This is a genomic window from Arthrobacter sp. zg-Y820 (assembly GCF_030142155.1).
Classification (GTDB): domain Bacteria; phylum Actinomycetota; class Actinomycetes; order Actinomycetales; family Micrococcaceae; genus Arthrobacter_B.
Genome location: NZ_CP126247.1, coordinates 3,608,992 through 3,630,203, shown reverse-complemented (window position 1 = coordinate 3,630,203; position 21,212 = coordinate 3,608,992). Strand labels below are relative to the sequence as shown.

At 66.3% G+C, this 21,212-nt stretch carries 17 protein-coding genes and 1 tRNA gene; 10 read left to right on the top strand and 8 right to left on the bottom strand.

The annotated features are described in order from the left end of the window. Positions 1-31: 31 nt before the first annotated feature. Both QNO08_RS16650 and QNO08_RS16645 read left to right on the top strand, forming a co-directional pair. Positions 32-853, top strand: coding sequence for a DUF1295 domain-containing protein (locus QNO08_RS16650; protein ID WP_229966386.1), 822 nt, complete (start codon positions 32-34; stop codon positions 851-853). A 257-nt stretch (positions 854-1,110) separates the two neighbouring features. Then, positions 1,111-1,737, top strand: a complete 627-nt coding sequence (locus QNO08_RS16645; protein WP_229966385.1) for a TetR/AcrR family transcriptional regulator — start codon at positions 1,111-1,113, stop codon at positions 1,735-1,737. A 26-nt stretch (positions 1,738-1,763) separates the two neighbouring features. Here QNO08_RS16645 and QNO08_RS16640 read toward each other — a convergent pair whose 3' ends face one another. From QNO08_RS16640 to QNO08_RS16625, 4 genes are all read right to left on the bottom strand, one after another. Then, positions 1,764-3,848: a xanthine dehydrogenase family protein molybdopterin-binding subunit gene (locus QNO08_RS16640; protein ID WP_229966384.1), complete on the bottom strand. Its 2,085-nt coding sequence runs from the start codon at positions 3,846-3,848 to the stop codon at positions 1,764-1,766. Next, positions 3,845-4,924, bottom strand: a complete 1,080-nt coding sequence (locus tag QNO08_RS16635) for an FAD binding domain-containing protein (protein WP_229966383.1) — start codon at positions 4,922-4,924, stop codon at positions 3,845-3,847. The genes QNO08_RS16640 and QNO08_RS16635 overlap by 4 nt, the downstream gene beginning before the upstream one ends. Continuing rightward, on the bottom strand, positions 4,921-5,457 hold the full coding sequence (locus QNO08_RS16630; RefSeq protein WP_229966382.1) for a (2Fe-2S)-binding protein: 537 nt from the start codon (positions 5,455-5,457) through the stop codon (positions 4,921-4,923). The genes QNO08_RS16635 and QNO08_RS16630 overlap by 4 nt, the downstream gene beginning before the upstream one ends. Positions 5,458-5,608: 151 nt before the next feature. Then, positions 5,609-5,685 (bottom strand) — tRNA-Met (locus tag QNO08_RS16625). 95 nt (positions 5,686-5,780) lie between these two features. On the opposite strand from QNO08_RS16625, the gene QNO08_RS16620 reads away from it, so the two are divergent. Beyond that, entirely contained in the window at positions 5,781-6,662 is an 882-nt protein-coding gene (locus QNO08_RS16620; protein WP_229966381.1) for an alanyl-tRNA editing protein, read from the top strand. Between the two features lie 4 nt (positions 6,663-6,666). On the opposite strand, the gene QNO08_RS16615 is transcribed toward QNO08_RS16620, so the two are convergent. Then, positions 6,667-9,096 (bottom strand): ATP-binding cassette domain-containing protein, encoded by a 2,430-nt coding sequence (locus QNO08_RS16615; protein ID WP_229966380.1) that lies wholly within the window; start codon positions 9,094-9,096, stop codon positions 6,667-6,669. Between the two features lie 362 nt (positions 9,097-9,458). Between QNO08_RS16615 and QNO08_RS16610 the strand changes: the two genes are divergently transcribed. Beyond that, on the top strand, positions 9,459-9,938 hold the full coding sequence (locus QNO08_RS16610; protein ID WP_229966379.1) for a nucleoside deaminase: 480 nt from the start codon (positions 9,459-9,461) through the stop codon (positions 9,936-9,938). Here the strand turns inward: QNO08_RS16610 and QNO08_RS16605 are convergent. Then, a complete protein-coding gene (locus QNO08_RS16605; protein ID WP_229966378.1) occupies positions 9,932-10,441 on the bottom strand; it encodes a GNAT family N-acetyltransferase in 510 nt (169 codons plus the stop codon). The genes QNO08_RS16610 and QNO08_RS16605 overlap by 7 nt on opposite strands. A 134-nt stretch (positions 10,442-10,575) precedes the next feature. On the opposite strand from QNO08_RS16605, the gene rlmN reads away from it, so the two are divergent. After that, on the top strand, positions 10,576-11,829 hold the full coding sequence (gene rlmN, locus QNO08_RS16600) for a dual-specificity RNA methyltransferase RlmN (RefSeq protein WP_229966377.1): 1,254 nt from the start codon (positions 10,576-10,578) through the stop codon (positions 11,827-11,829). 424 nt (positions 11,830-12,253) lie between these two features. Here rlmN and purB read toward each other — a convergent pair whose 3' ends face one another. Together purB and QNO08_RS16590 are read right to left on the bottom strand one after the other, a co-directional pair. Beyond that, positions 12,254-13,675: an adenylosuccinate lyase gene (gene purB, locus QNO08_RS16595; RefSeq protein ID WP_229966376.1), complete on the bottom strand. Its 1,422-nt coding sequence runs from the start codon at positions 13,673-13,675 to the stop codon at positions 12,254-12,256. Positions 13,676-13,726: 51 nt separating this feature from the next. Then, positions 13,727-15,499 (bottom strand): sigma-54-dependent Fis family transcriptional regulator, encoded by a 1,773-nt coding sequence (locus QNO08_RS16590; RefSeq protein ID WP_229966375.1) that lies wholly within the window; start codon positions 15,497-15,499, stop codon positions 13,727-13,729. 314 nt (positions 15,500-15,813) lie between these two features. Here QNO08_RS16590 and QNO08_RS16585 point away from each other — a divergent pair, with 314 nt between their 5' ends. The 5 genes from QNO08_RS16585 (at position 15,814) to QNO08_RS16565 (ending at position 21,133) form a co-directional block, all read left to right on the top strand. Continuing rightward, positions 15,814-17,448 (top strand): ferritin family protein, encoded by a 1,635-nt coding sequence (locus QNO08_RS16585; RefSeq protein WP_284155619.1) that lies wholly within the window; start codon positions 15,814-15,816, stop codon positions 17,446-17,448. 127 nt (positions 17,449-17,575) lie between these two features. Next, positions 17,576-18,625 carry a 2Fe-2S iron-sulfur cluster-binding protein gene (locus QNO08_RS16580; protein WP_229966373.1) on the top strand — a complete coding sequence of 350 codons (1,050 nt, stop codon included), beginning with the start codon at positions 17,576-17,578 and terminating at the stop codon, positions 18,623-18,625. Between the two features lie 17 nt (positions 18,626-18,642). Next, the gene (locus QNO08_RS16575) at positions 18,643-19,761 is read left to right on the top strand and encodes an aromatic/alkene monooxygenase hydroxylase subunit beta (protein WP_229966372.1); all 1,119 of its coding nucleotides are present in this window, start codon (positions 18,643-18,645) and stop codon (positions 19,759-19,761) included. Continuing rightward, the gene (gene mimD / locus QNO08_RS16570; RefSeq protein ID WP_229966371.1) at positions 19,761-20,111 is read left to right on the top strand and encodes a propane 2-monooxygenase effector subunit MimD; all 351 of its coding nucleotides are present in this window, start codon (positions 19,761-19,763) and stop codon (positions 20,109-20,111) included. Before QNO08_RS16575 ends, mimD begins: the two co-directional genes overlap by 1 nt. Further along, positions 20,108-21,133 carry an NAD(P)-dependent alcohol dehydrogenase gene (locus QNO08_RS16565; protein WP_229966370.1) on the top strand — a complete coding sequence of 342 codons (1,026 nt, stop codon included), beginning with the start codon at positions 20,108-20,110 and terminating at the stop codon, positions 21,131-21,133. The genes mimD and QNO08_RS16565 overlap by 4 nt, the downstream gene beginning before the upstream one ends. Positions 21,134-21,212: the final 79 nt, after the last annotated feature.

Below are 21,212 nucleotides of genomic sequence, written 5' to 3'. Positions count from 1 at the left end.
GCCCAGGGAGCCGCGCGCGTACGCTCCGAGGATGAATCCGGTTCTGGTCAACCTGTGGATCCTCACCGCTGTCTGTGCCGGGACGTGGGTGCTCTCCCTGCTCACCCGGGAGTATTCCTGGACCGACCGCATCTGGTCGGTGGTTCCCCTCGCCTACGTCTGGGTCTTCGCGGCGGCATCGGGCTTCGAGGGACGCCTGCTGCTGATGGCTGCGCTGGTGAGCCTGTGGGGAGCCCGGCTGACGTTCAACTTCGCGCGCAAGGGCGGATATGCGCCCGGCGGCGAAGACTACCGGTGGGCCATTCTGAGAAACCGCATGAAACCGTGGCAGTTCGCCGTCTTCAACCTCCTCTTCATCAGCATCTACCAGAACGTCATCATCTTCGCGATGACGCTGCCGGCCCTCACGGTGTACCGGCATCCCGGTCAGCTGACCGCCGGAGACTGGGCCCTGGCGGTGCTGTTTGTCGCTGCGCTGGCCGGCGAGACGGTCGCCGACCAGCAGCAGTGGAACTTTCACCAGTGGAAGGCCGCCGAACGGCGCGCCGGCCGGACGCCCCGGCCGGACTTCCTGCAAACCGGCCTCTTCCGCTTCTCGCGTCACCCCAATTTCTTCTTCGAGCAGGTGCAGTGGTGGCTGTTTTACGGCTTCGCCGTGGCGGCCACCGGCGCCTGGCTGCACTGGACCGTGCTGGGCGCGGCGCTGCTGACCCTGCTCTTTACGGGGTCCGCGCTTTTCACCGAGAGCATCTCCCGGTCCCGGCATCCGGATTATGTGCAGTATCAGCGCCGGACCTCTGCGGTCATTCCGCTCCCGCCGCGCCACCGGGTGCGGCCCGCGGAAGCCAGCTGACCGCGCCCACGGGGTTTCGGTCCGGTTCCGCGCTAACCGCCGGAATCCGGCCACCGCGGCCGGCCAATCCGACACGCCGCGCCCGGCCCGTTCGGCTGTACGGCCTTCTCTCGGCTAGAGTCTGTTCTACAGGTGTTGAATAACTAGGACACCATCCTCGCCGCGTCCCCCAGCGCGGCGGCATGAAAGGGCCTCGCTTCGGCGGGCCCTTCCGTGTATCCGAGAAGACCCTTCCGTATATCTGAGAAGATAAGTCCATGCCCGGACCGGAAACACCCCTTCCCCCTCGGCGACCCGTCCCGGACGAGCCGCGGAGCGCCCGCACCCGGGAGGCGCTTGAGAACGGGCTCTGGGAGCTGCTGCGGGACTCTGACCTGGCGGAAATCAGTGTTGCCGGGTTATGCCGGCAGGCCGGCGTGCACCGCACCACGTTCTATGGGCATCACCGCAATATTTTCGATTTCGCCGCCTCGGTCTACGTCGACGTGGTGAATCGGCTCGGTGCCGTGGACGTCGACCAGCGGGGCACCGGCCGGACACAAGCTGAAGTCGGCGTCCTGTATGCCGACGCCCTCCGGCGAATCCTGGAGCACACCCGGTCGGAGCGGCGGACCTATCGGCTGCTGTTTTCCACCGGCACCTTCCAGGAGGTGCTCGCCGAGGGGCTGCGTCCGCGGTTCCTGTTGGCCGTGTACGCCTGGGAGGGCTACGGACTGGTGCCGGACCTTGACTGCGAGGTGGCCGCGGCGTTCCTGGGCGGCGCCTACGCCTCCTGGATTGAGCAGTGGGTTGCGGGGGACGACGACGACGTCGAAGCCTGGCTGGCGTCGCTGCCGAACCTGCTGCCGGCGTGGTGGCCCCGGGACGGCTTTCCCCAAGGCTGAACCCCAGGTGCTCCGGGGCCGTGCTCCTAGGCCAGAAACTTATCCGGCGTGAGCGGCAGGTCCCTGACGCGGACGCCGGAGGCGTTGTAGGCGGCGTTTGTTATGGCCGCCGCGCTGCCCACGATGCCTATCTCCCCGAGTCCGCGCGCACCCAGCGGACCGGCATGTTCGTCCCGGTCTTCGATCCAGAGCGCGTCCATGTCCAGCACATCGGCATTCGTGGGAACGTGGTATTCGGCGAGGTCGTGATTGACGAAAATACCGAACCGCGGATCCAGCACGCTGTGCTCGTGCAGCGCCATGCCCAGGCCCATGGTCATCCCCCCGAGGAGCTGGGACCGGGCGGTCCTGGGATTGATGATCCGCCCTGCAGAGAAAACTCCCAGCATCCGGCTGACCCGGACTTCGCCGGTATCGGTCGAAATCCGCACTTCCGCGAAGTGCGCCCCGAAGGAATAGAGGGCGAGGTTCTGCGCCTCGGGGTCGGCGGGCGGCCCGGCCTCGGTCTGTGCCCCTGGCGAGGGGTGCTCGCCATGGTCGGCCCGGAACACCTGTGCTGCGGCCACGATGGTGCCGCCCCAACTCGCCGTGCCCGAAGATCCGCCGGCGACGCTGGCCGGGGGGAACCGTGTGTCACCGATCCCGAGCCGGATCCGGTCCACCGGAACCCGCAGGGCATCGGCGGCAATCTGCGTCAGGGCGGTCCAGCTGCCGGTGCCGATATCCGCGGCACCGATCTGCACGGAATAGATTCCGTCCTGCTCGTAGCCGATTCGGGCGGTGTTGGCGGGCTGGCGCATAAACGGATATACCGCACTGGCCGTGCCCATGCCCACCAGCCAGCCGTCCTCCACCACCGAGCGGGGGCGGGTGACCCTGTTCTCCCAGCCGAACCGCTCGGCCCCGAGATCGAAGCATTCCAGCAGATGTCGGCTGGAAAACGGATTGCCGGTTTCCGGATCGACGTCCGGCTCGTTCCGCCGGCGCAGCTCGAGGGGATCCAGGCCTGCCGCGGCGGCCAGTTCATCCATGGCCACCTCCGGCCCGAACATGCCCGGGCACTCACCCGGCGCGCGCATCCAGGACGGCACGGGGATATCCAGCGGAGCCAGGCGGGTGGTGGTGCGGCGGTTGGGACAGGCATACATCATCCGGAACGGTGCCGGTGTCTGCTCCGCGAATTCCTTGATCCTGGAGGTGTGCTCGTGGGTATCCATGGACATCGCCGTGAGGCGGCCGTCGTCGGCGGCGCCCAGCCGGATGTGCGCAACGGTGGGGGTGCGGTGGCTGGTGAGCGAATACATCTGCTGTCGGCTGACCGGAAACTTCACCGGACGTCCGTCGGTGCACTGTGCGGCCAGGGCAGCCATCACCACGTGCACATGAGGCATTCCCTTGGAACCGAATCCGCCGCCCACATGCGGAGCGATGACCCGGATCTGGTCCTGCTCCAGCCCCAGTACTTGTGCCAGCGTGTCCTTCACCGAATGCACGCCCTGGGTGGAATCCCACAGGGTCAGGATCCGTCCGTCCCACTGGGCCACCGTAGTGTGCGGTTCCAACGGGTTGTTGTGCTCGGCAGGGGTGGAATACGTGGCATCAACAGTAAGGACAGCGGTTTCCAAGGCGGCGTCCACATTGCCCTGGCTGCTGTCCGTAGGCGTGCCGGCGTTCAGTTCCTCTGGTGCATAGAGTGCCGGGTCGTCGCTGCGCAGTTCTGCGTTGAAGGGCTCTTCGGCATATTTCACTGACACCATTGCTGCTGCTTCCCGGGCAATCTCCGGGGTTTCGGCCAGCACTGCGGCGACAATGCAGCCCCGATAGCCCACGCCGGGATCCTGGAGGACGGCCAGTTCCCGGTCGGATGTATCCGCCAGGCGCGGCACAGTTTCCGAGGTGAGGATGGTCAGCACGCCGTCGACGGCCTCGGCTGCCGCGGTTTCCACCCGTTCCACCCGGCCCCGGGCAATGGTGGAAAGCACCGGATAGAGGTGAACGGGGTCTTTCACCGGCTGTTCATAGGCATAGGGGGCCCGCCCCGTAACCTTAAGCTCACCGTCAAGCCGCTCAAGGGATTCTCCGATGGCCGAAGCCGGCAGCAGTCTGCTCATGAGCCCATCTCTTCCCAGCCGGCGTCCACAGGGCCCTCGGGACCCTCGAGGTGATCGGTCCCCGCTGCTGCCGCCTCCGGGGCCGGTGCGCCGGTCAGCTCCCTCAGGACCGCGGCCAGGGCATTTCGAGTCATCGGCAGTTTGAAGCCGTTATCGTGCAGCGGTTCGGCGGCGGCCAGTTCGGCATCGGCTGCGGCGCGGAAGTTCTCTTCGGTAGCAGGGGCTCCGCGCAGCACGGCCTCGGCCTGCAGCGCCCGCCATGGCTTGTGGGCCACGCCGCCAAGGGCGATCCGCAGGTCACGGATCACCGGCGTGACGGCGTCGTCGTCTTCCAACTCCAGCGCAACGGCCACCGACACCAGGGCAAAGGCGTACGACGCGCGGTCCCGGACCTTGCGGTAGGCGGACCGCTGCGGCGCCGGGGGCAGCTCAACGGCGGTGACCAGCTCCCCGTGGCCAAGGACGGTGTCCTTCTCCGGCTCGTCGCCGGGCAGTCGGTGGAATTCGCTGACCTCTATGGTCCGCTCGCCGTCGCTTCCCAGCACCACCACCGCCGCATCGAGCGCGGCCAGCGCCACGGCCATGTCGGAGGGGTGGGTGGCGACACAGTGTTCCGAGGCGCCGAGGATGGCGTGGTAGCGGGTGTAGCCGCCCACGGCGGAGCAGCCCGTGCCGGGCTCGCGCTTGTTGCATGGCGTAGTGGGATCCTGGAAATACACGCAGCGGGTGCGTTGGAGCAGGTTTCCTCCGGTCGTGGCCATGTTCCGCAGCTGGCCGGACGCCCCGGAGAGCAACGCCTGCGCCAGGACCGGATAACGGCGGCGGATCACCGCGTTGGCCGCCAGATCCGCGTTGCGCACATTCGTGCCGATTCGCACCCTGCCGTCCTCGAGGACAGCCACGGCGTCCAGCGGGAGCCTGCTGACATCCACCAGCATGCCCGGGTTGTCCACACCCAGCTTCATCCGGTCCACGAGGTTGGTGCCGCCGGCCAGGAACGCGGCGTTCGGGTTGCCGCTGACCAGCGCGACGGCGGACGCGGCGTCGTCGGCGCGCCGGTATTCGAAAGGGATCATGGCCGGTCCTGGGCGGCTTCGGCGGCCTGGCGTACGGCTGCAACGATGTTCACGTAGGCACCGCAGCGGCAGAGGTTGCCGCTCAGCCGCTCACGGATTTCGGCGTCGGTGAGGTCGACGGCGCCGTCGGTCTGCAGGTTGGCGGTTGCCGTGGAAGGGTGGCCGGCGGCCGCCTCTTCGATGGCCCCTGCAGCGGAGCAGATCTGTCCGGGGGTGCAGTAGCCGCACTGGAAGGCGTCCTGATCCAGGAAGGCACGCTGGATGGGGTGCAGTCCGCCGTCCGGGGTGCCGCCGGCCAGGCCTTCGGCAGTGACGACCTCAGCGCCGTCGTGCGCCACCGCGAGGGTGAGGCAGGAATTGGTGCGCCGCCCGTCGAGCAGCACCGTGCAGGCGCCGCACTGGCCGTGGTCGCAGCCCTTCTTGGGGGAGGTCACCCCGAGCCTGTCCCTCAGCGCGTCCAACACTGTGGTGCGGGTGTCAACCCTCAGTGTCCGTTCAGCGCCGTCCACCTGCAGGGTTATTTCAGCTTCCATGTGCCGGCCGCCCTCTGCCTAATGCCATTGGTGCTGAAACCTACCGGAGGCCATGCAGGGAGACAACCATGTTCCGGGTAACTTCGGAGAAAGAGGGCGGGGTTAAACAAAAACGGCCCCGACCGGTTTTCACCGGTCAGGACCATCTTCTTGGTTGCGGGGGCAAGATTTGAACTTGCGACCTCTGGGTTATGAGCCCAGCGAGCTACCGAACTGCTCCACCCCGCGTCGTACTTAGAACTGTACCCCCATGTCAGCCCGGATGAAGAATCCAGTGACGGCCGTCACGATGCGGGCCCGATTTTCCTCGGTAAGGTGGCCTTGTGAGCCTTCCCACCGTAGATGCAACAGTCACTTATCCCTCCGGCGCCGTGGAATCCGCCGGCACGGTCCTGCATGTCCAGGATCTGGCCGACGGCACCCGGGCCGTCCTGCTGGACACCACCGCCGTCCATCCGGTGGATGCCGGCTGGCCCGACCAGGGGGCCGACCGGGCGGTGCTGAGGACCGCCGCCGGCACCGCGCATGACGTGCTGGACGCCGTCGTCGCCGCCACCGACGGAACAGCGCTCTGCCTCGGCGCCGATATTCCGGTGAAGAAGGGCACCGAGGGATGGGTTTTCACCGTTGCCCATGTGCTGCCCGGGGATGCCTCGGTGCAGGAGGGCGACTCCGTGCAGGTCGAGGTGGACTCCGCGTACCGGGCCGCGCTCTCCGCCGGGCACACCGCCTGCCACTTGGCCTCGCTGGCACTGAACCGGCAGTTGGCCGGTGCCTGGAAGAAGGAGGTCCTGCCCGACGCCGCCGGGAACCCCAACTTTGACGCCCTGGCGATCGAAACCTCCACGATCACCGAACACGGCTCCACCGACGTGTACCGGCTCGGAAAGTCGCTGCGCCGCAAGGGTTTTTCGCCGGAGGTGCTGGAGGACCTGCCCGCCGTGGAAGCGGGCATCAACGCGACCCTGGCCGACTGGACCGCCAGCGGAGCCGACGTGCGCATTGAGTGCGACGGCGATCGGCTGACCGACCTGCGGCGGTGGAGCGTGGACCTGCCCGACGGGACGGTTTCCATTCCCTGCGGCGGCACCCACGTGGGATCCCTCAAGGAAGCCGGCGGCATTCAGGTCACGCTGACCGCCGCCGCGGGCGAGGGTGCGGTGACCCTGACCATGGACACCATCTGCGTGCAGCCCGCCGGATAGCCGGTCAGGCGCCCACGTATGCGGCGAGATGCTCGCCGGTCAGCGTGGAGCGGCCGGCCACCAGGTCCGCCGGGGTGCCCTCGAAAACGATCCGGCCGCCGTCGTGCCCTGCCCCCGGACCCAGGTCGATGATCCAGTCGGCGTGCGCCATCACTGCCTGATGGTGCTCGATGACAATGACCGACTTGCCGGAGTCCACCAGCCGGTCCAGAAGCCCCAGCAGCTGCGCCACATCGGCCAGGTGCAGTCCCGTGGTGGGTTCGTCCAGGACATAGACGCCGCCCTTTTCGGCCATTTGCGTGGCCAGCTTCAGGCGCTGCCGCTCGCCGCCGGACAGCGTGGTGAGCGGCTGGCCAAGGTGAAGGTAACCGAGCCCGACGTCGGCCAGCCGGCCCAGGATCTTGTGGGCGGCCGGCAGGGCTGAGCCTTCGGTCAGCTCTTCGGCGGTCCCCTTGCCGGCGGCGCCCGCGGCGGCGCCGGCGAAAAACGCCTCGGCCTCCGTCACCGACATTCCCAGCACCTCGGCGATGTTCCGCCCGCCCAGGGTGTATTCCAGCACCGCGGCCTGGAACCGCCGGCCCTCGCACTCCTCGCAGGTGGACTCCACGGTGGCCATGACACCCAAATCCGTGAAGATTACGCCGGCTCCGTTGCAGGCCGGGCAGGCGCCCTCCGAATTGGAACTGAACAGCGCCGGCTTGACCCCGTTGGCCTTGGCGAACGCCTTGCGGATCGGCTCCAGCATCCCCGTGTACGTGGCCGGATTGCTGCGCCGGGAACCCTTGATCGCGCCCTGGTCGATCACCACCACGCCGTCCCGCCGCGCCACCGAGCCATGGATGAGGGAGCTCTTTCCGGAGCCGGCCACGCCCGTGAGGACACAGAACACGCCAAGGGGCAGGTCGACGTCGACGTCCTGCAGGTTGTTTGTTGCGGCGCCGCGGACCTCCAGCGTGCCGGAGGGTGACCGGACCGTGTCCTTCAGCCGCGCCCGGTCGTCGAGGTGCCGCCCGGTGATGGTTCCGCTGGTCCGCAGGTCTTCCACGGTGCCCTGGAAGCACACGGCACCGCCGTCGATGCCGGCCCCGGGACCCAGATCGATCACGTGGTCGGCAATGGCGATGGTCTCGGGTTTGTGCTCGACGACGAGCACTGTGTTGCCCTTGTCGCGCAGCTGCAGGAGCAGTCCGTTCATCCGTTCAATGTCGTGCGGATGCAGGCCGATCGTCGGCTCGTCAAACACATACGTGACGTCGGTGAGGGAGGAGCCGAGGTGCCGGATCATCTTGGTGCGCTGGGATTCACCGCCCGAGAGGGTGCCCGAGGGCCGGTCCAGGCTCAGGTAGCCGAGCCCGATGGCGGCAAACGAGTCCAGCAGGTGCTGGAGCCCGGCCAGCAGGGGCGCCACCGACGGCTCCTCCAGGCCGCGGACCCACTCGGCCAGGTCGGTGATCTGCATCGAGCAGGCGTCGGCAATGCTCTTGCCGTTGATCTTCGAGGAGCGGGCCTCCGGGCTGAGCCGGGTGCCCGCGCACTCGGGGCAGGTGGTGAAGGTGATGGCGCGCTCCACGAAGGCGCGGATGTGCGGCTGCATCGCCTCCGGGTCCTTGGCGAGCATCGACTTCTGGATCTTCGGTATCAGGCCTTCGTAGGTGATGTTGATGCCCTCGACCTTGATCTTGGTGGGCTCCTTGTACAGCAGGTCGTGCAGTTCCCGCTTGGTGAATTTGGCTATCGGTTTGTCCGGATCGAGGAAGCCGGTGCCGGTGTAGATCCGCCCGTACCAGCCGTCCATGCTGTAGCCGGGGATCGTGAGGGCGCCCTCACGCAGCGTCTTGTCGTCGTCGTACAGCGCTGACAAGTCGAAGTCGGTGACCGAGCCCATGCCCTCGCAGCGCGGGCACATGCCGCCGAGCCGGTTGAACGTTGCCTTTTCGGCCTTGGTCTTGCCGCCGCGCTCAACCGTGATGGCGCCGCTGGCCTTTACCGAGGGCACGTTGAAGGAGTAGGCGTTGGGGGAGCCGATGCGGGGCTCCCCGAGCCGGCTGAAAACGATGCGCAGCATGGCGTTGGCGTCCGTGGCGGTGCCCACCGTGGAGCGGGGATTGGCGCCCATCCGCTCCTGGTCAACGATGATCGCCGTGGTCAGGCCCTCGAGCCGGTCCACGTCCGGACGGGCCAGGTTCGGCATGAAGCCCTGCACGAAGGCGCTGTAGGTCTCGTTGATCAGCCGCTGGGATTCCGCTGCAATGGTTCCGAAGACCAGCGAACTCTTGCCGGATCCGGAGACGCCGGTGAAGGCGGTGAGGCGGCGCTTCGGGATCTCGATGCTGATGTCTTTAAGGTTGTTGCCGCGGGCACCCTGAACCCGGATGGCATCCTGCTGGTCCGCCGCGTGCTGCGCCGTTGCAGGGGTCTCGGTACCTGTCGCCATGCTGCGTCTCCATCCCTTGCACTGTCCGCCGTGGTCAGTGCATCTGATTCTCCGTTGCGTGCCCAGGCAGCTGGCCGGCAGGGTGTCGACCTCCTGGCGGCTGTTCCACCTCCACACCGGGGCGGCTCGAGGCCTGCGACACAGAATGTCCAACGCTGTTCAGATTGCCATTCGGCGGCAGGCACTGGCAATCCCCGCCGTGGAGGGCGAACACGGCTTCGGCCGTCCGCGGATTGGTGCTAGTGTCATGCTGCCGAAGGCGGGCGCCTGCGTGCGTTATCTACCTGGCAGACCCTTCCGATTGTTCCGGCAAACCGCTCCCTCCGGGGCGCCGCCGGAATCGAAGCTCCAAGGAGACGCCCATGATTACCAGCGAAGCCGAATTCCTCAGCCGGGCGGTCAGCCTGGCCACCGCCAACGTTGCCGACAGCGGCGGCCCGTTCGGGGCAGTTATCGTCACCGCGGACGGCCAGGCGTTTGAGGGCGTCAACCGGGTCACCGCGGCCAACGACCCCACCGCACACGCGGAAGTGAGTGCCATCCGCAATGCCTGTGCGGCGCTGGGCACCTTCGACCTCAGCGGAGCGGTTCTCTACACCAGCTGCGAACCCTGCCCGATGTGCCTTGCGGCGTCGCTCTGGGCCCGCGTGGGCCGGGTGGTGTTCGCCGCCGACCGGCACGATGCCGCCGGTGCAGGGTTCGACGACGCCGCCTTCTACGAGTACTTCGAGACCCCGACCGGGCGCCGGACCCTCCCCGTGGAACAGTTGGCTGTTGAGGGCAGTCCGGCCATGGCACCCTTCGACGCCTGGAACGCCGCGGAACGCCGCACCGACTACTGATATCCGGCCCGCGTTTTCACGCGGACCGGACCGATGGTCTTGGCAAAGCAGACCGAGTCCTCCCGTCCGGCGTACGGACCGAAGTTGGGCACCACGGTGTATCCGCCGTGCTGGTAGAACCGGCGCCCGTCCGGCTGTGCTGATCCTGCTTCGGCAGTGATGACGTCGTAGCCTGCGGCCCGGGCCCGGTACTCCAGTGCGGTGAGGATGGCCGTGGCAACCCCGGAGCCGCGGGCATAGGGCAGGACGTAAATCCGTTTGACCTCCGCCGTGGTGTCGCCGATCCTTCGCAGCCCGCCGCACCCCAGCGGCTGTCCGGAGCTCTTTTCATAGGCCACCAGGAACACGGCCGTGTCCTCCGCGGTGGGAGGTGAGGGCTCGCGGTCCGCGCTGCCAAACCGGAAGTCCAGCTCCGACTGCTGGGCCGCGCGCAAATCGGCACCCACCGGGTTGGTCCAGGGAACTTCCCGGATGGTGAGGTGCGGTGGTTGGTCGGCAAGCATGTGGGACCTCCTGTGCGGGCACCCGAGCGGGCTTTCCCCCAACTTAGGCGCCGGCGGTTTCAACCGTGTTTCAGTGCTGTGGCCAGTTGGCTAACAGGAAGCAGAGATAGCGGATGCGTGCAAAAATGGAAGGGATGACTTCCCTCGATACTTCCCCCGCAACCCCGTCCAAGCCGGTCGGCACCTCCAAGGCGCAGCTGCAGGCGCGGAAGGCGCAGGTCCGCCCTGCCACCGAGGGCTGGGAACAGGCCAAGGAACCGGACGGCCGCCCGCTGCTGCAGTTCAAGTCCCCGCGTGTGTCGCAGCCGCCGGTGCACCTGGCCGACCTGACCCTGTCCGAGCGCCAGGCGAAGCTCAAGGAGCTGGGCCTGCCCGCGTTCCGCGCCAAGCAGCTCTCGGTGCACTACTTCCAGCACTACACCACGGACCCGGAAACCATGAGCGACCTCCCCAAGGAGCGCCGCGATGACCTGGTGCAGGAGATGTTCCCGACGCTGCTGACCGAGGTCAAGCGCCTGACCACCGACAACGGCGACACCATCAAGTTCCTCTGGCGTCTCTTCGACGGTTCCCTCGTGGAGTCGGTGCTGATGCGCTACCCCGGCCGCATCACCCTGTGCGTGTCCAGCCAGTGCGGCTGCGGCATGAACTGCCCGTTCTGCGCCACCGGCCAGGCCGGCCTGACCCGGAACATGTCCACCGCGGAAATCCTGGACCAGATTGTCCAAGCCAACCGCGTGATCAAGGAGGGCGGCCTGGGCGGCAAGCGCCGCGACGGCGGGCACGACGCCGAGCGCGTCACCAACATTGTCTTCATGGGCATGGGCGAGCCGCTGGCCAACTACAAGCGCGTGATGAACGCCGTGCACCGCATGGCAGCGGACGTTCCCGAAGGCCTGGGCATGAGCGCCCGGCACATCACCGTGTCCACCGTGGGCCTGGTGCCGGCCATCAACAAGCTGGCCGAGGAGAACATCCCGGTCACCTTCGCGCTGAGCCTGCACGCCCCCGATGATGAGCTGCGCGATGAACTGATTCCGGTCAACAGCCGCTGGAAGGTGGACGAGGCTCTGGACGCCGCGTACAACTACTACCGCGTCACCGGCCGCCGCGTGTCCATCGAATATGCGCTGATCAAGGACATGAACGACCATCCGTGGCGCGCCGATCTGCTGGCGAAGAAGCTCAACGCCCGCGGCCGCGGCTGGGTGCACGTGAATCCGATTCCACTGAACCCCACGCCGGGTTCCATTTGGACCTCGCCGGAGCCGCACGTGACCCGCGACTTCATCAACCACCTCATCGATGCCGGCATCCCCACCACGCTGCGCGATACCCGCGGCAAGGAGATCGACGGCGCCTGCGGTCAGCTGGCTGCCGCGGACTAGGAACCCGGTACCCCGAAGCGGGTGGGGGCATCAGCCCCTACCCGTCGTGGGCCGCGTGCCAGTTGTTGTGCAACATCTGGTGCTCAGCTGCGACAAAGGCCCCGCACCTCAGGCACGTTAAATGTGCTGCGCGTGTTGCTTTCTCATACTGGTCGAGTACCTTTACCGGCTCCATGCCGAGGTATCGCTGAATCTTTGTCGTGAATTCCATGGGGCCAGTCTGCCTGTGAACGGGCCACTGCCCAAATGCGGGGCCTCGTGTCCGCTTCGGGCTACGAAGCGCAATCGGTAGTGTCCAAAACCGTGTGGGGCAGCTGCGGGAAACCGGTCATGGGCCAACGCTAACGGCGGCGGACCGTAAAACGACGACGGCGGGGGACCGGGTTGCGAAACCCGGCCTCCCGCCGTCGTCGTGCTTAGAGGGCTACTTGGTGACGTGGTCCACCAGCGAGTCGGCGATTCCGATGTACTTGGCCGGGGTCAGGTCCAGCAGGCGCGCTTCGGCGTCGGCCGGCAGGCCCAGGCCGGAGACGAATTCGCGCATCCGCTCGGCGTCCACGCGCTGCCCGCGGGTCAGGTCCTTGAGGCGTTCGTACGGGTTTTCCATGCCGGGGGCGCCGGCGATGGCCTCGGCGCGCATGACCATCTGGATGGCTTCGCCGAGCACCTCCCAGTTGGTGTCCAGGTCCGCGGCCAGGACGTCGTCGGCCACGTCCAGGCGCTCCAGGCCCTTGGCCACGTTGGAGATGGCGAGCACCGAGTGGCCGAACGCCACGCCGATGTTGCGCTGTGAGGAGGAATCCGTGAGGTCGCGCTGCCAGCGGGAAGTCACCAGGGTGGATGCCAGAGTGTCCAGCAGGCCGTTGGAGATCTCCAGGTTGGCTTCGGCGTTTTCGAAGCGGATCGGGTTGACCTTGTGCGGCATGGTGGAGGAACCCGTGGCGCCGGCCACCGGGATCTGCTTGAAGTAGCCGATGGAGATGTAGCTCCACACGTCGGTGCAGAAGTTGTGCAGGATCCGGTTGAACCGGGCCATGTCGGCGTACAGCTCGGCCTGCCAGTCGTGGGATTCGATCTGCGTGGTCAGCGGATTCCAGTGCAGGCCCAGGCCCTCGACGAAGCTGCGCGCCACCTGCTGCCAGTCGGCGTCGGGCACCGAAGCGTAGTGTGCCGCGTAGGTGCCGGTGGCGCCGTTGATTTTGCCCAGGTATTCGGTCTTCTCAATGCGGCGCAGCTGCCGGGACAGTCGGTGGGCCGTCACGGCCAGTTCCTTGCCCAGAGTGGTGGGGGTGGCGGGCTGGCCGTGCGTCCGGGAGAGCATCGGCACGGCGCGGGTTTCCTCGGCCATGACTGTGATCCGGTCGACCAGGTCGTGCGCGGCGGGAAGCCAGACATTCTCCACGGCGCCCTTGACGCCCAGGGCGTAGGAGAGGTTGTTGATGTCCTCAGAGGTGCAGCCGAAGTGCACCAGCGAGGTCAGGTTTTCGATGCCGATGGCTGCCAGGCGGCGGCCGATGTAGTACTCCACGGCCTTGACGTCGTGAACCGTGACCTGCTCGATTTCACCCAGTTCGGCTATCGAGTTGCCGTCGAAACCGGAGACGATTTCGCGCAGCTGCGCCTGCTGCTCGGCGCTCAGCGGGGAAGTGCCGGGAAGCACAGCATTGGACGTGAGGTGGATCAGCCACTCGACTTCGACGTGCGTGCGGTCGCGGTTCAGCGCGGCCTCGGACAGGTAGTCCACCAGCGGGGCCGTGACGCCGCGGTAGCGGCCGTCCAACGGACCGAGCGCAATGGCGGGAGTGACGGAAGCAAGAGGGACGCGGGAAGCAGCGGAGTCAGCCATGCCGCAATTCTTTCACGGCTCGGCCGCGCTCCCTGCTGTGTGACTTGCGGGTCACCTGATGCCATACGAGCGTTTGCGCCGGTAAATGGTTGCGCGGGACATGCCCAGCGCCGCCGCGGCCCGGGTCATATTGCCGTCGTTCTCCTCCAGCGCCCGCACAATCGCGTCGCGCTGCAGCGCCTCCAACGGTGAGAGGCGGTATTTGCTCAGGGCCCGCACCTCGGCCGGCAGCTGGTCAGTCCCGGCCACACCGGAGCGCTGCCGCAGCGTCACATCGCGGAGGATTCCCCGCAGCTGCGCCACGTTGCCGGGCCAGTTGAATTTGGCCAGGTGCTGCATGGCCTCCGGCGAAAGCGTGACACCGGGCCCCTTGCCGGGCTGCTGCGCCGCCTTGCCGAGCAGATGAGGCACCAGCTCATCCAGATCCTCTATCCGGTGGCGGAGCGCGGAAACCGCCACCGTGTGCTTGAAAAACGGTTGAATGCTGACCTCGAAATCCGGATCATCCACGGTGCTGTCGACGGTTGCCATCAGCCGCCCCCTGCCCTCCGCGGACTGCAGCAGGCCGGACAACGGCTCCACCAGCTCGGCCGGGAGGGTATTAACGTCCCGAAGCAGCAGCTCGAAGTTCTCCTCCTCCACCGCCGCCGCCACGGCATTGAGGTATTCCTCCTTGGTCCGGTGCCCTCCCGGACCCAGGACCTCCAAGCGGGCGGCCGAAGGGAACTGCGCAGCCACCGAGCGGAGCAGCGCGGCGCGGCCGCTGCCGGGTTCCCCGGCAACCAGGAACCAGCCGCCGTCCCGGTAGCAGCGGTCAACCTCCTGCTGGCTCCGGCGCCAGGACGGGCTCCTGCCCACGAGCCCGGGCAGGGTCTGCCGGCCGGGATGTCCTGCCGCGGCAGCGCGGGCCGGCTCCAGCAGCTGGACGGTGAACACGGTGCTTGTGCTGTCGTGATCCGGCGGCTCCGTTGACAGTCGGACGGTCCGCCCGCTGGGCAGCGGCACAATGAAGTTCCGGCCGGCCGGATGCGTGGACTCCAGGGCGTACTCCGCCAGCGAGGCCAGGTCCTGTCCGTCCAGGGAGGACCGCAGCTTCCGGTTCATCAGCACCTGATCCCCGCCGAGAGCCAGGATTGCCTGCGAGGTCCGCCTGGATGCTCGCAGGAAACCGTTGAACGGGGCGGTCTCCGCTTCGAGGGCCTGGCTCAGGATCCGGTCCTGGATGTGCCGGGCCGCGGTTTTGGCCAGGGTCATGAGGAGACTGCCGCCGTTGGCCGCCCAGGTGGTGAGGTCGAGGACGCCCAGCAGCTTCCCGGACACCGGATGGAGAATCGGCACGCCGGCACAGGACAGGGCCGCCAGATCATCCGTGTAGTGTTCCCGGCCCAGCACCAGGGCGGGCATTCGCATTTCCACGGCAGTGCCAATGCCGTTGGTGCCGACAAACTGTTCCGAGTAGCTGTACCCCCGGGCCAGCCGGACATCGTCCATGGCTGCCTTGATTGTCCGGTCAGCCGTTATCCGCTGGGTGATCACGCCGTCGGCGGTTGTCAGGATCACGGCCACGGGTTCGGCGGCGAGGTTTTCCGCCAGCTGCGCCAGAATCGGGGCGGCCGCCCGGATCAGCGTGGCTTCGGTGTTGGGTTCGCGGATGAATTGGGATTCCGCCCGGTGGGGATGCACCGTCAGTGCGCGGGACCTAAGCCAGGACTGCCGGATCGGTTCCCGCACCGCAGCTTCCGCCTCCGCCGCCTGAGCCGTTAGGAATCGTTCTCTTGCCTCATGCAGCTGGCGCTCGCTGGCGCCCGTTGGCCGGGATCCCATCGCCACACCGCCTTCAGCATTGAAGTCTGCACTACCGAAAGACCTCCCCCAGGTCCGTTTGGGCGCGCCGAGGGCCGCCTTCGTTTCTGGAGCTTACCGGGCGCGGCTCCGGAAGCCCATCTCAAAATGAGACGCCGTCCCCAGCCCGGTTCCGGTGTCATTGGATCACAGAGGCGGGCCGGCCGAATCGAATCGGCACCCAACCGATGCGCCACCGATGCTTCGGCACTTCGGACCGCCTCCGACCCGCGGGTCCATGACGGCCCCGCGGGTGCCCCAGCCCTAACAAGGAGGCAGCGTTGAGCAGGCAAAGCTTGAGCAAGGCTCACAAGAAGATCAGCGAGTTGTCGTGGGAACCGACCTTCGCCACGCCGGCAACCCGATTTGGCACCGATTACAACTTCACCAAATCCCCCAAGAAGGATCCGCTGAAGCAGATCCTGCGCTCCTACTTCCCGATGGAGGAGGAGAAGGACAACCGCGTGTACGGCGCCATGGACGGCGCGATCCGCGGCAACATGTTCCGCCAGGTGCAGGAGCGCTGGATGGAGTGGCAGAAGCTCTTCCTGTCCATCATTCCGTTCCCGGAGATCTCGGCAGCCCGGGCCATGCCCATGGCCATTGACGCCGTTCCGAATCCGGACCTGCACAACGGGCTGGCCGTCCAGATGATCGACGAGGTCCGCCACTCCACGATCCAGATGAACCTGAAAAAGCTGTACATGAACCACTACATCGACCCGGCAGGGTTCGACATCAGCGAGAAGGCCTTCGCCAACAACTACGCCGGCACCATCGGCCGCCAGTTCGGCGAGGGCTTCATCACCGGTGATGCCATCACCGCGGCCAACATCTACCTGACGGTGGTGGCCGAAACAGCGTTCACCAACACCTTGTTCGTCGCCATGCCTGCGGAGGCCGCAGCCAACGGCGACTACCTGCTGCCGACGGTCTTCCACTCGGTCCAGTCCGACGAGTCACGGCACATCTCCAACGGCTACTCCATCCTGCTGATGGCCCTGGCCGATGAGGACAACCGGGTGCTGCTCGAACGCGACCTGCGGTACGCCTGGTGGAACAACCACTGCGTCGTCGACGCCGCGATCGGCACGTTCATTGAGTACGGCACCAAGGACCGCCGGAAGGACCGGGACAGCTACGCCGAAATGTGGCGGCGCTGGATCTACGACGACTATTACCGCAGCTATCTGCTGCCGCTGGAAAAGTACGGCCTGAAAATCCCGCATGACCTGGTCGAAGAGGCCTGGAACCGCATCGTCAACAAGGGATACGTCCACGAGGTGGCGCAGTTCTTCGCCACCGGCTGGCCGGTGAACTACTGGCGGATCGATCCGATGACTGACCAGGACTTCGAGTGGTTCGAGGAGAAGTATCCCGGCTGGTACAGCAAGTACGGCAAATGGTGGGAAAACTACAACCGGCTGCGCTATCCGGGCGGGCACAAGGCCATCGCCTTCGAAGACGTCGACTACCAGTACCCGCACCGGTGCTGGACGTGCATGGTGCCGTGCCTGATCCGCGAGGACATGGTGACGGAAAAGGTCGACGGACAGTGGCGGACCTACTGTTCCGAAACCTGCGCCTGGACCGACATCAAGGCCTTCCGGCCCGAGTACGAGGGCAGGCCGACGCCGAACATGGGCCGGCTCACCGGAGACCGGGAATGGGAGACCCTCAACCACAACGAGGAGGTTTCCCACATCATCAAGAAGCTCGGCTACGTGCGCGACGACGGCAAGACCCTCATCGCGCAACCGCACCTCGACCTTGATGATCCCAAGAAGCTGTGGACACTCGACGACTTCAAGGGCATCCCCTTCCCCAGCCCCAACGTGACCTTGAACGAAATGTCCGACTCGGAGCGGGAGGCCCACATTGCGGCCTACAAGGCAGGCGGACCGGGAGGCCGCTTCGCGGCCACGGGGTAAGAACCCCCTTGATCACCCGGAAGCGGCGTTATTGCACGCGCCTGGCGCCGCTTCCGGGCCAGCCGGCCGGCCAAGGCCACCGCCACCGTCCGCATTGGCCGGAGAAAGACACTTGCTAGGAGAAAGAATGGGCAGGAACCACAAAGTCCGCTTCGAACCGGTTGAACTTGAGATCGACGTCGACGAGGACGAAACCGTCCTGGATGCGGCGTTCCGGCAGGGGGTTTCCCTGATGCACGGTTGCCGGGAAGGCCAATGCTCCGCCTGCAAGTCCTTCCTGCTCGACGGCGATGTCCAGATGGACCGGTATTCCACTTTCGCGCTGGCCGAGTCGGAAAGCGAGGAAGGGTACGTCCTGCTCTGCAAGACGCATGTTTACAGTGACTGCGAAGTTGAACTGATCAATTTTGACGAGGACGAGCTGCGCAACGCGGTTCCCCTGCAGAATCTGACCACCTCCGTCACGGCGATCACTGCGCTGACGGCTGACATCGTGTCGCTGAAGCTGCTGCCGGCCGGATCCGCGCGGTTCCAGTTCAAACCGGGCCAGTACGCGGACCTGGTGATCCCCGGCACGCCGGAGCACCGCTCCTTCTCCATGGCAATGACTCCCGACGACGGTCCGGAGCTCGAATTCATCATTAAGAGGTATCCGGGCGGAAGGTTCTCCGCCCTGCTGGAGTCCGAGCTGAAGGTCGGCGACAAACTCGACCTGGCCGGCCCCTATGGATCCTTCACCATCAGGGACAAATCGGAGCGCCCCATCGTCTGCGTGGGCCGCGGCGCCGGGCTGGCGCCGATCCTGTCCCTGCTGCGCCATTTGGCGAAGACGCAGAATCCACGGCCGGTGCATTTCTACTTTGGCGCCCGCGCCGCCGCGGATCTTTTTTATCTGGCCGAGATCAGCGAGCTGGGCAGCCGGCTCGCTGACTTCACGTTCATTCCCTGCCTCTCCGACGGCGGCGCGGCGGACGGGACCAACCTGGGGATGGCGGTCGAAGTCGGCCGGGTCACCGACGTCCTCGAACGCCGCGAAGCTGACCTGACCGGGACCGACCTGTACCTGTGCGGGCCGACTCCCATGGTCGACGCCGCCATGGCCTTCCTGGACAGCCAAAATGTCCCGCGCGAGCAGGTCTTCTTCGACAAATTCACAACCACGGTTCCGCAAGACTGAGGAAAGCGAGCATCACCATGAGCACACCCACAGCGGCCAAGCCCGAAAATCCGGAGCGCAGCTTTCCCAAGCCGCAATTCACTGACGCCGAAGCCGGCGCGCTGGAATTCCCGAGCTCCACCAGCCGGTCGTACAGCTATTTCACTCCCGAAAAGCTGCGGGCCACCATGTATGAAGACGTCACTCTCGACGTGCAGCCTGATCCGGAACGACATCTTTATCAGGGCTGGATCTACGGATTCCGTGACGGCCCCGGGGGTTATCCCAAGGAATGGACCGCGCTGAAATCCAGTGACTGGCACCAGTTCCGGGATCCGAACGGCGAGTGGGAACAGACCATTTTCCGCAACAATGCCAATGTGGTCCGCCAGGTGCAGCAGAACCTGGCCAACGCCCAGCTGGCCAAGGCCTATGACAGCTGGACGCCGGCCTGGACCCGGTTCGTGGAACGGAACCTCGGTGCGTGGATGCACGCAGAGCACGGTCTGGGCCTGCATGTGTTCACCGCCGTCCAGCGCTCGGGCCCCACCAACATGATCAACACCGCCGTGGCCGTCAACAGTGCTCACAAGCTGCGTTTCGCCCAGGACCTGGCGCTGTACAACCTTGACCTGAGCGAGGTGGTCGAGGGGTTCAACGGCGACGTGCACCGGGAGGTGTGGCAGACCGATCCGGTCTGGCAGGGTGTCCGGGAAAACGTCGAGCTCCTGACCGCCGCCAGCGACTGGGCCGAGGCAGTCTTCGCCACCAACGTGGTTTACGAGCAGCTCGTCGGCGTGCTGTTCCGGAGCCACCTGGTCATGCAGATCGCTGCCCGCAACGGTGACTACGTCACCCCCAGCCTGGTGGGCTCCGGGGAACACGACTACAGCCGCGACCAGGCCTACACCAGGGCGCTGTTCGCCATGCTGGTGCGCGATGAAGCGCACGGTGAAGCCAACAAAGCGAAGCTGTCCGAGTGGCTGGCGGTCTGGGTGCCCCGAAGCCTGAAGGCGGCACAGGACCTTCAGCCCATCTGGTCCCAGCCGCTGGAACGCGTGATGCCGTTCGCTGAATCGTTCGAGGCGGCAAAGGACGGCCTCCGCACCCTGTTGTTGAAGGACCTCGGAATCGACGTACCGAAGGAGCTGAACTGATGAACGAAATGGTATTTGGATCTGTCGCCGGATCCTCGAACATGTGCGGTGTCACCCTCATGAACAACCAGAACGGATATGTCGTTGCCGAGGTCATGGGCCGCAAGCCCGGGGTGAAGCTGGTGGAATTTCCCTCCATGATCCGGGTCGACAGCACCGAGACCCTGACGTTCGATTTCGCCGAGATCGGAGAAGAGCTCGGCCAGGATTTCGACCAGACGGATTTCGAGGAAATCATGTCCACGCACTACGGGCGCATGGTGCATTTCGATGACCGCACCATGCTCTTCGCCAACCCCGAAGAGGCAGCCGAGTACATCGGCTTTGACCTGATGCCGGTCCAGCCGTGAAAGCCGTGCAGCTGGGGCTCTACAACTCCAAGCCGGAGCTGGTGGAGGTGCCGCGGCCCACGGTCGACGGGCCGATGGACGTGATTGTCAGAGTGGGCGGCGCGGGCGTGTGCCGGACTGACCTTCACATCATCGAGGGCCAGTGGGAGGAAAAATCCGGTGTGCAGCTGCCGTACACCATCGGCCACGAGAACGCGGGCTGGGTCGAGGAGGTGGGCAGCGCCGTCACGAACATCGCCCCCGGAGACCCGGTCATCCTGCATCCGCTGGCGACCTGCGGCTTGTGCCGGGCCTGCCGGGCCGGGGACGACGTGCACTGCGCCAACTCCAAATTCCCGGGCATCGATTCCGACGGCGGCTACGCCGAGTATCTCAAGACGACGGCCCGTTCCGTGGTCAAACTCGATCCGTCCCTCCAGCCGGCGGACGTGGCAGCCCTCGCCGACGCGGGCCTCACCGCGTACCACGCGGTGGCCAAGGCAGCCCGGATCCTGAGGCCCGGCCATCGGGCGGTCATCATCGGAGCCGGCGGGCTCGGCCACATCGGCATTCAAGTCCTGGCGGCTTTGTCCGCAGCGGAAATGATCGTCGTGGACCGTTCCCCGGAGGCCCTGGAGCTGGCCAAGGATCTGGGTGCCCGGCACACCGTGGTGGCCGACGGCGGGCAGGTCGACGCCGTGCTGGCTCTGACCGGCGGAGAAGGCGCCGAGGTGGTGCTGGACTTCGTCGGGGAGGGCGGTGCCATCGAGGATGGCATCGCGATGCTCCGCCAGGCGGGGAGCTATTTCGTGATCGGCTACGGCGGCCGGTTGGAGGTGCCCACGATCGACATCATTTCCAGCGAAATCAACTTCATTGGCAACCTGGTCGGCTCCTACAACGACCTCGTGGAACTGATGTCCCTGGCGGCGGACGGAAAGGTCACCCTGCACACCTCCACTTATCCGCTGACGGAATTCGACACGGCGCTGACTGACCTGGACCAGGGGAGGGTCCGCGGCAGGGCCATCCTGGTCCCGTAAGCCCACAGCGCCAACCCGCCCATTCATCCGCAGCCGCGACAGCGGCCCAACCAAGGTACCGAGCAACGGGAAGTCATCG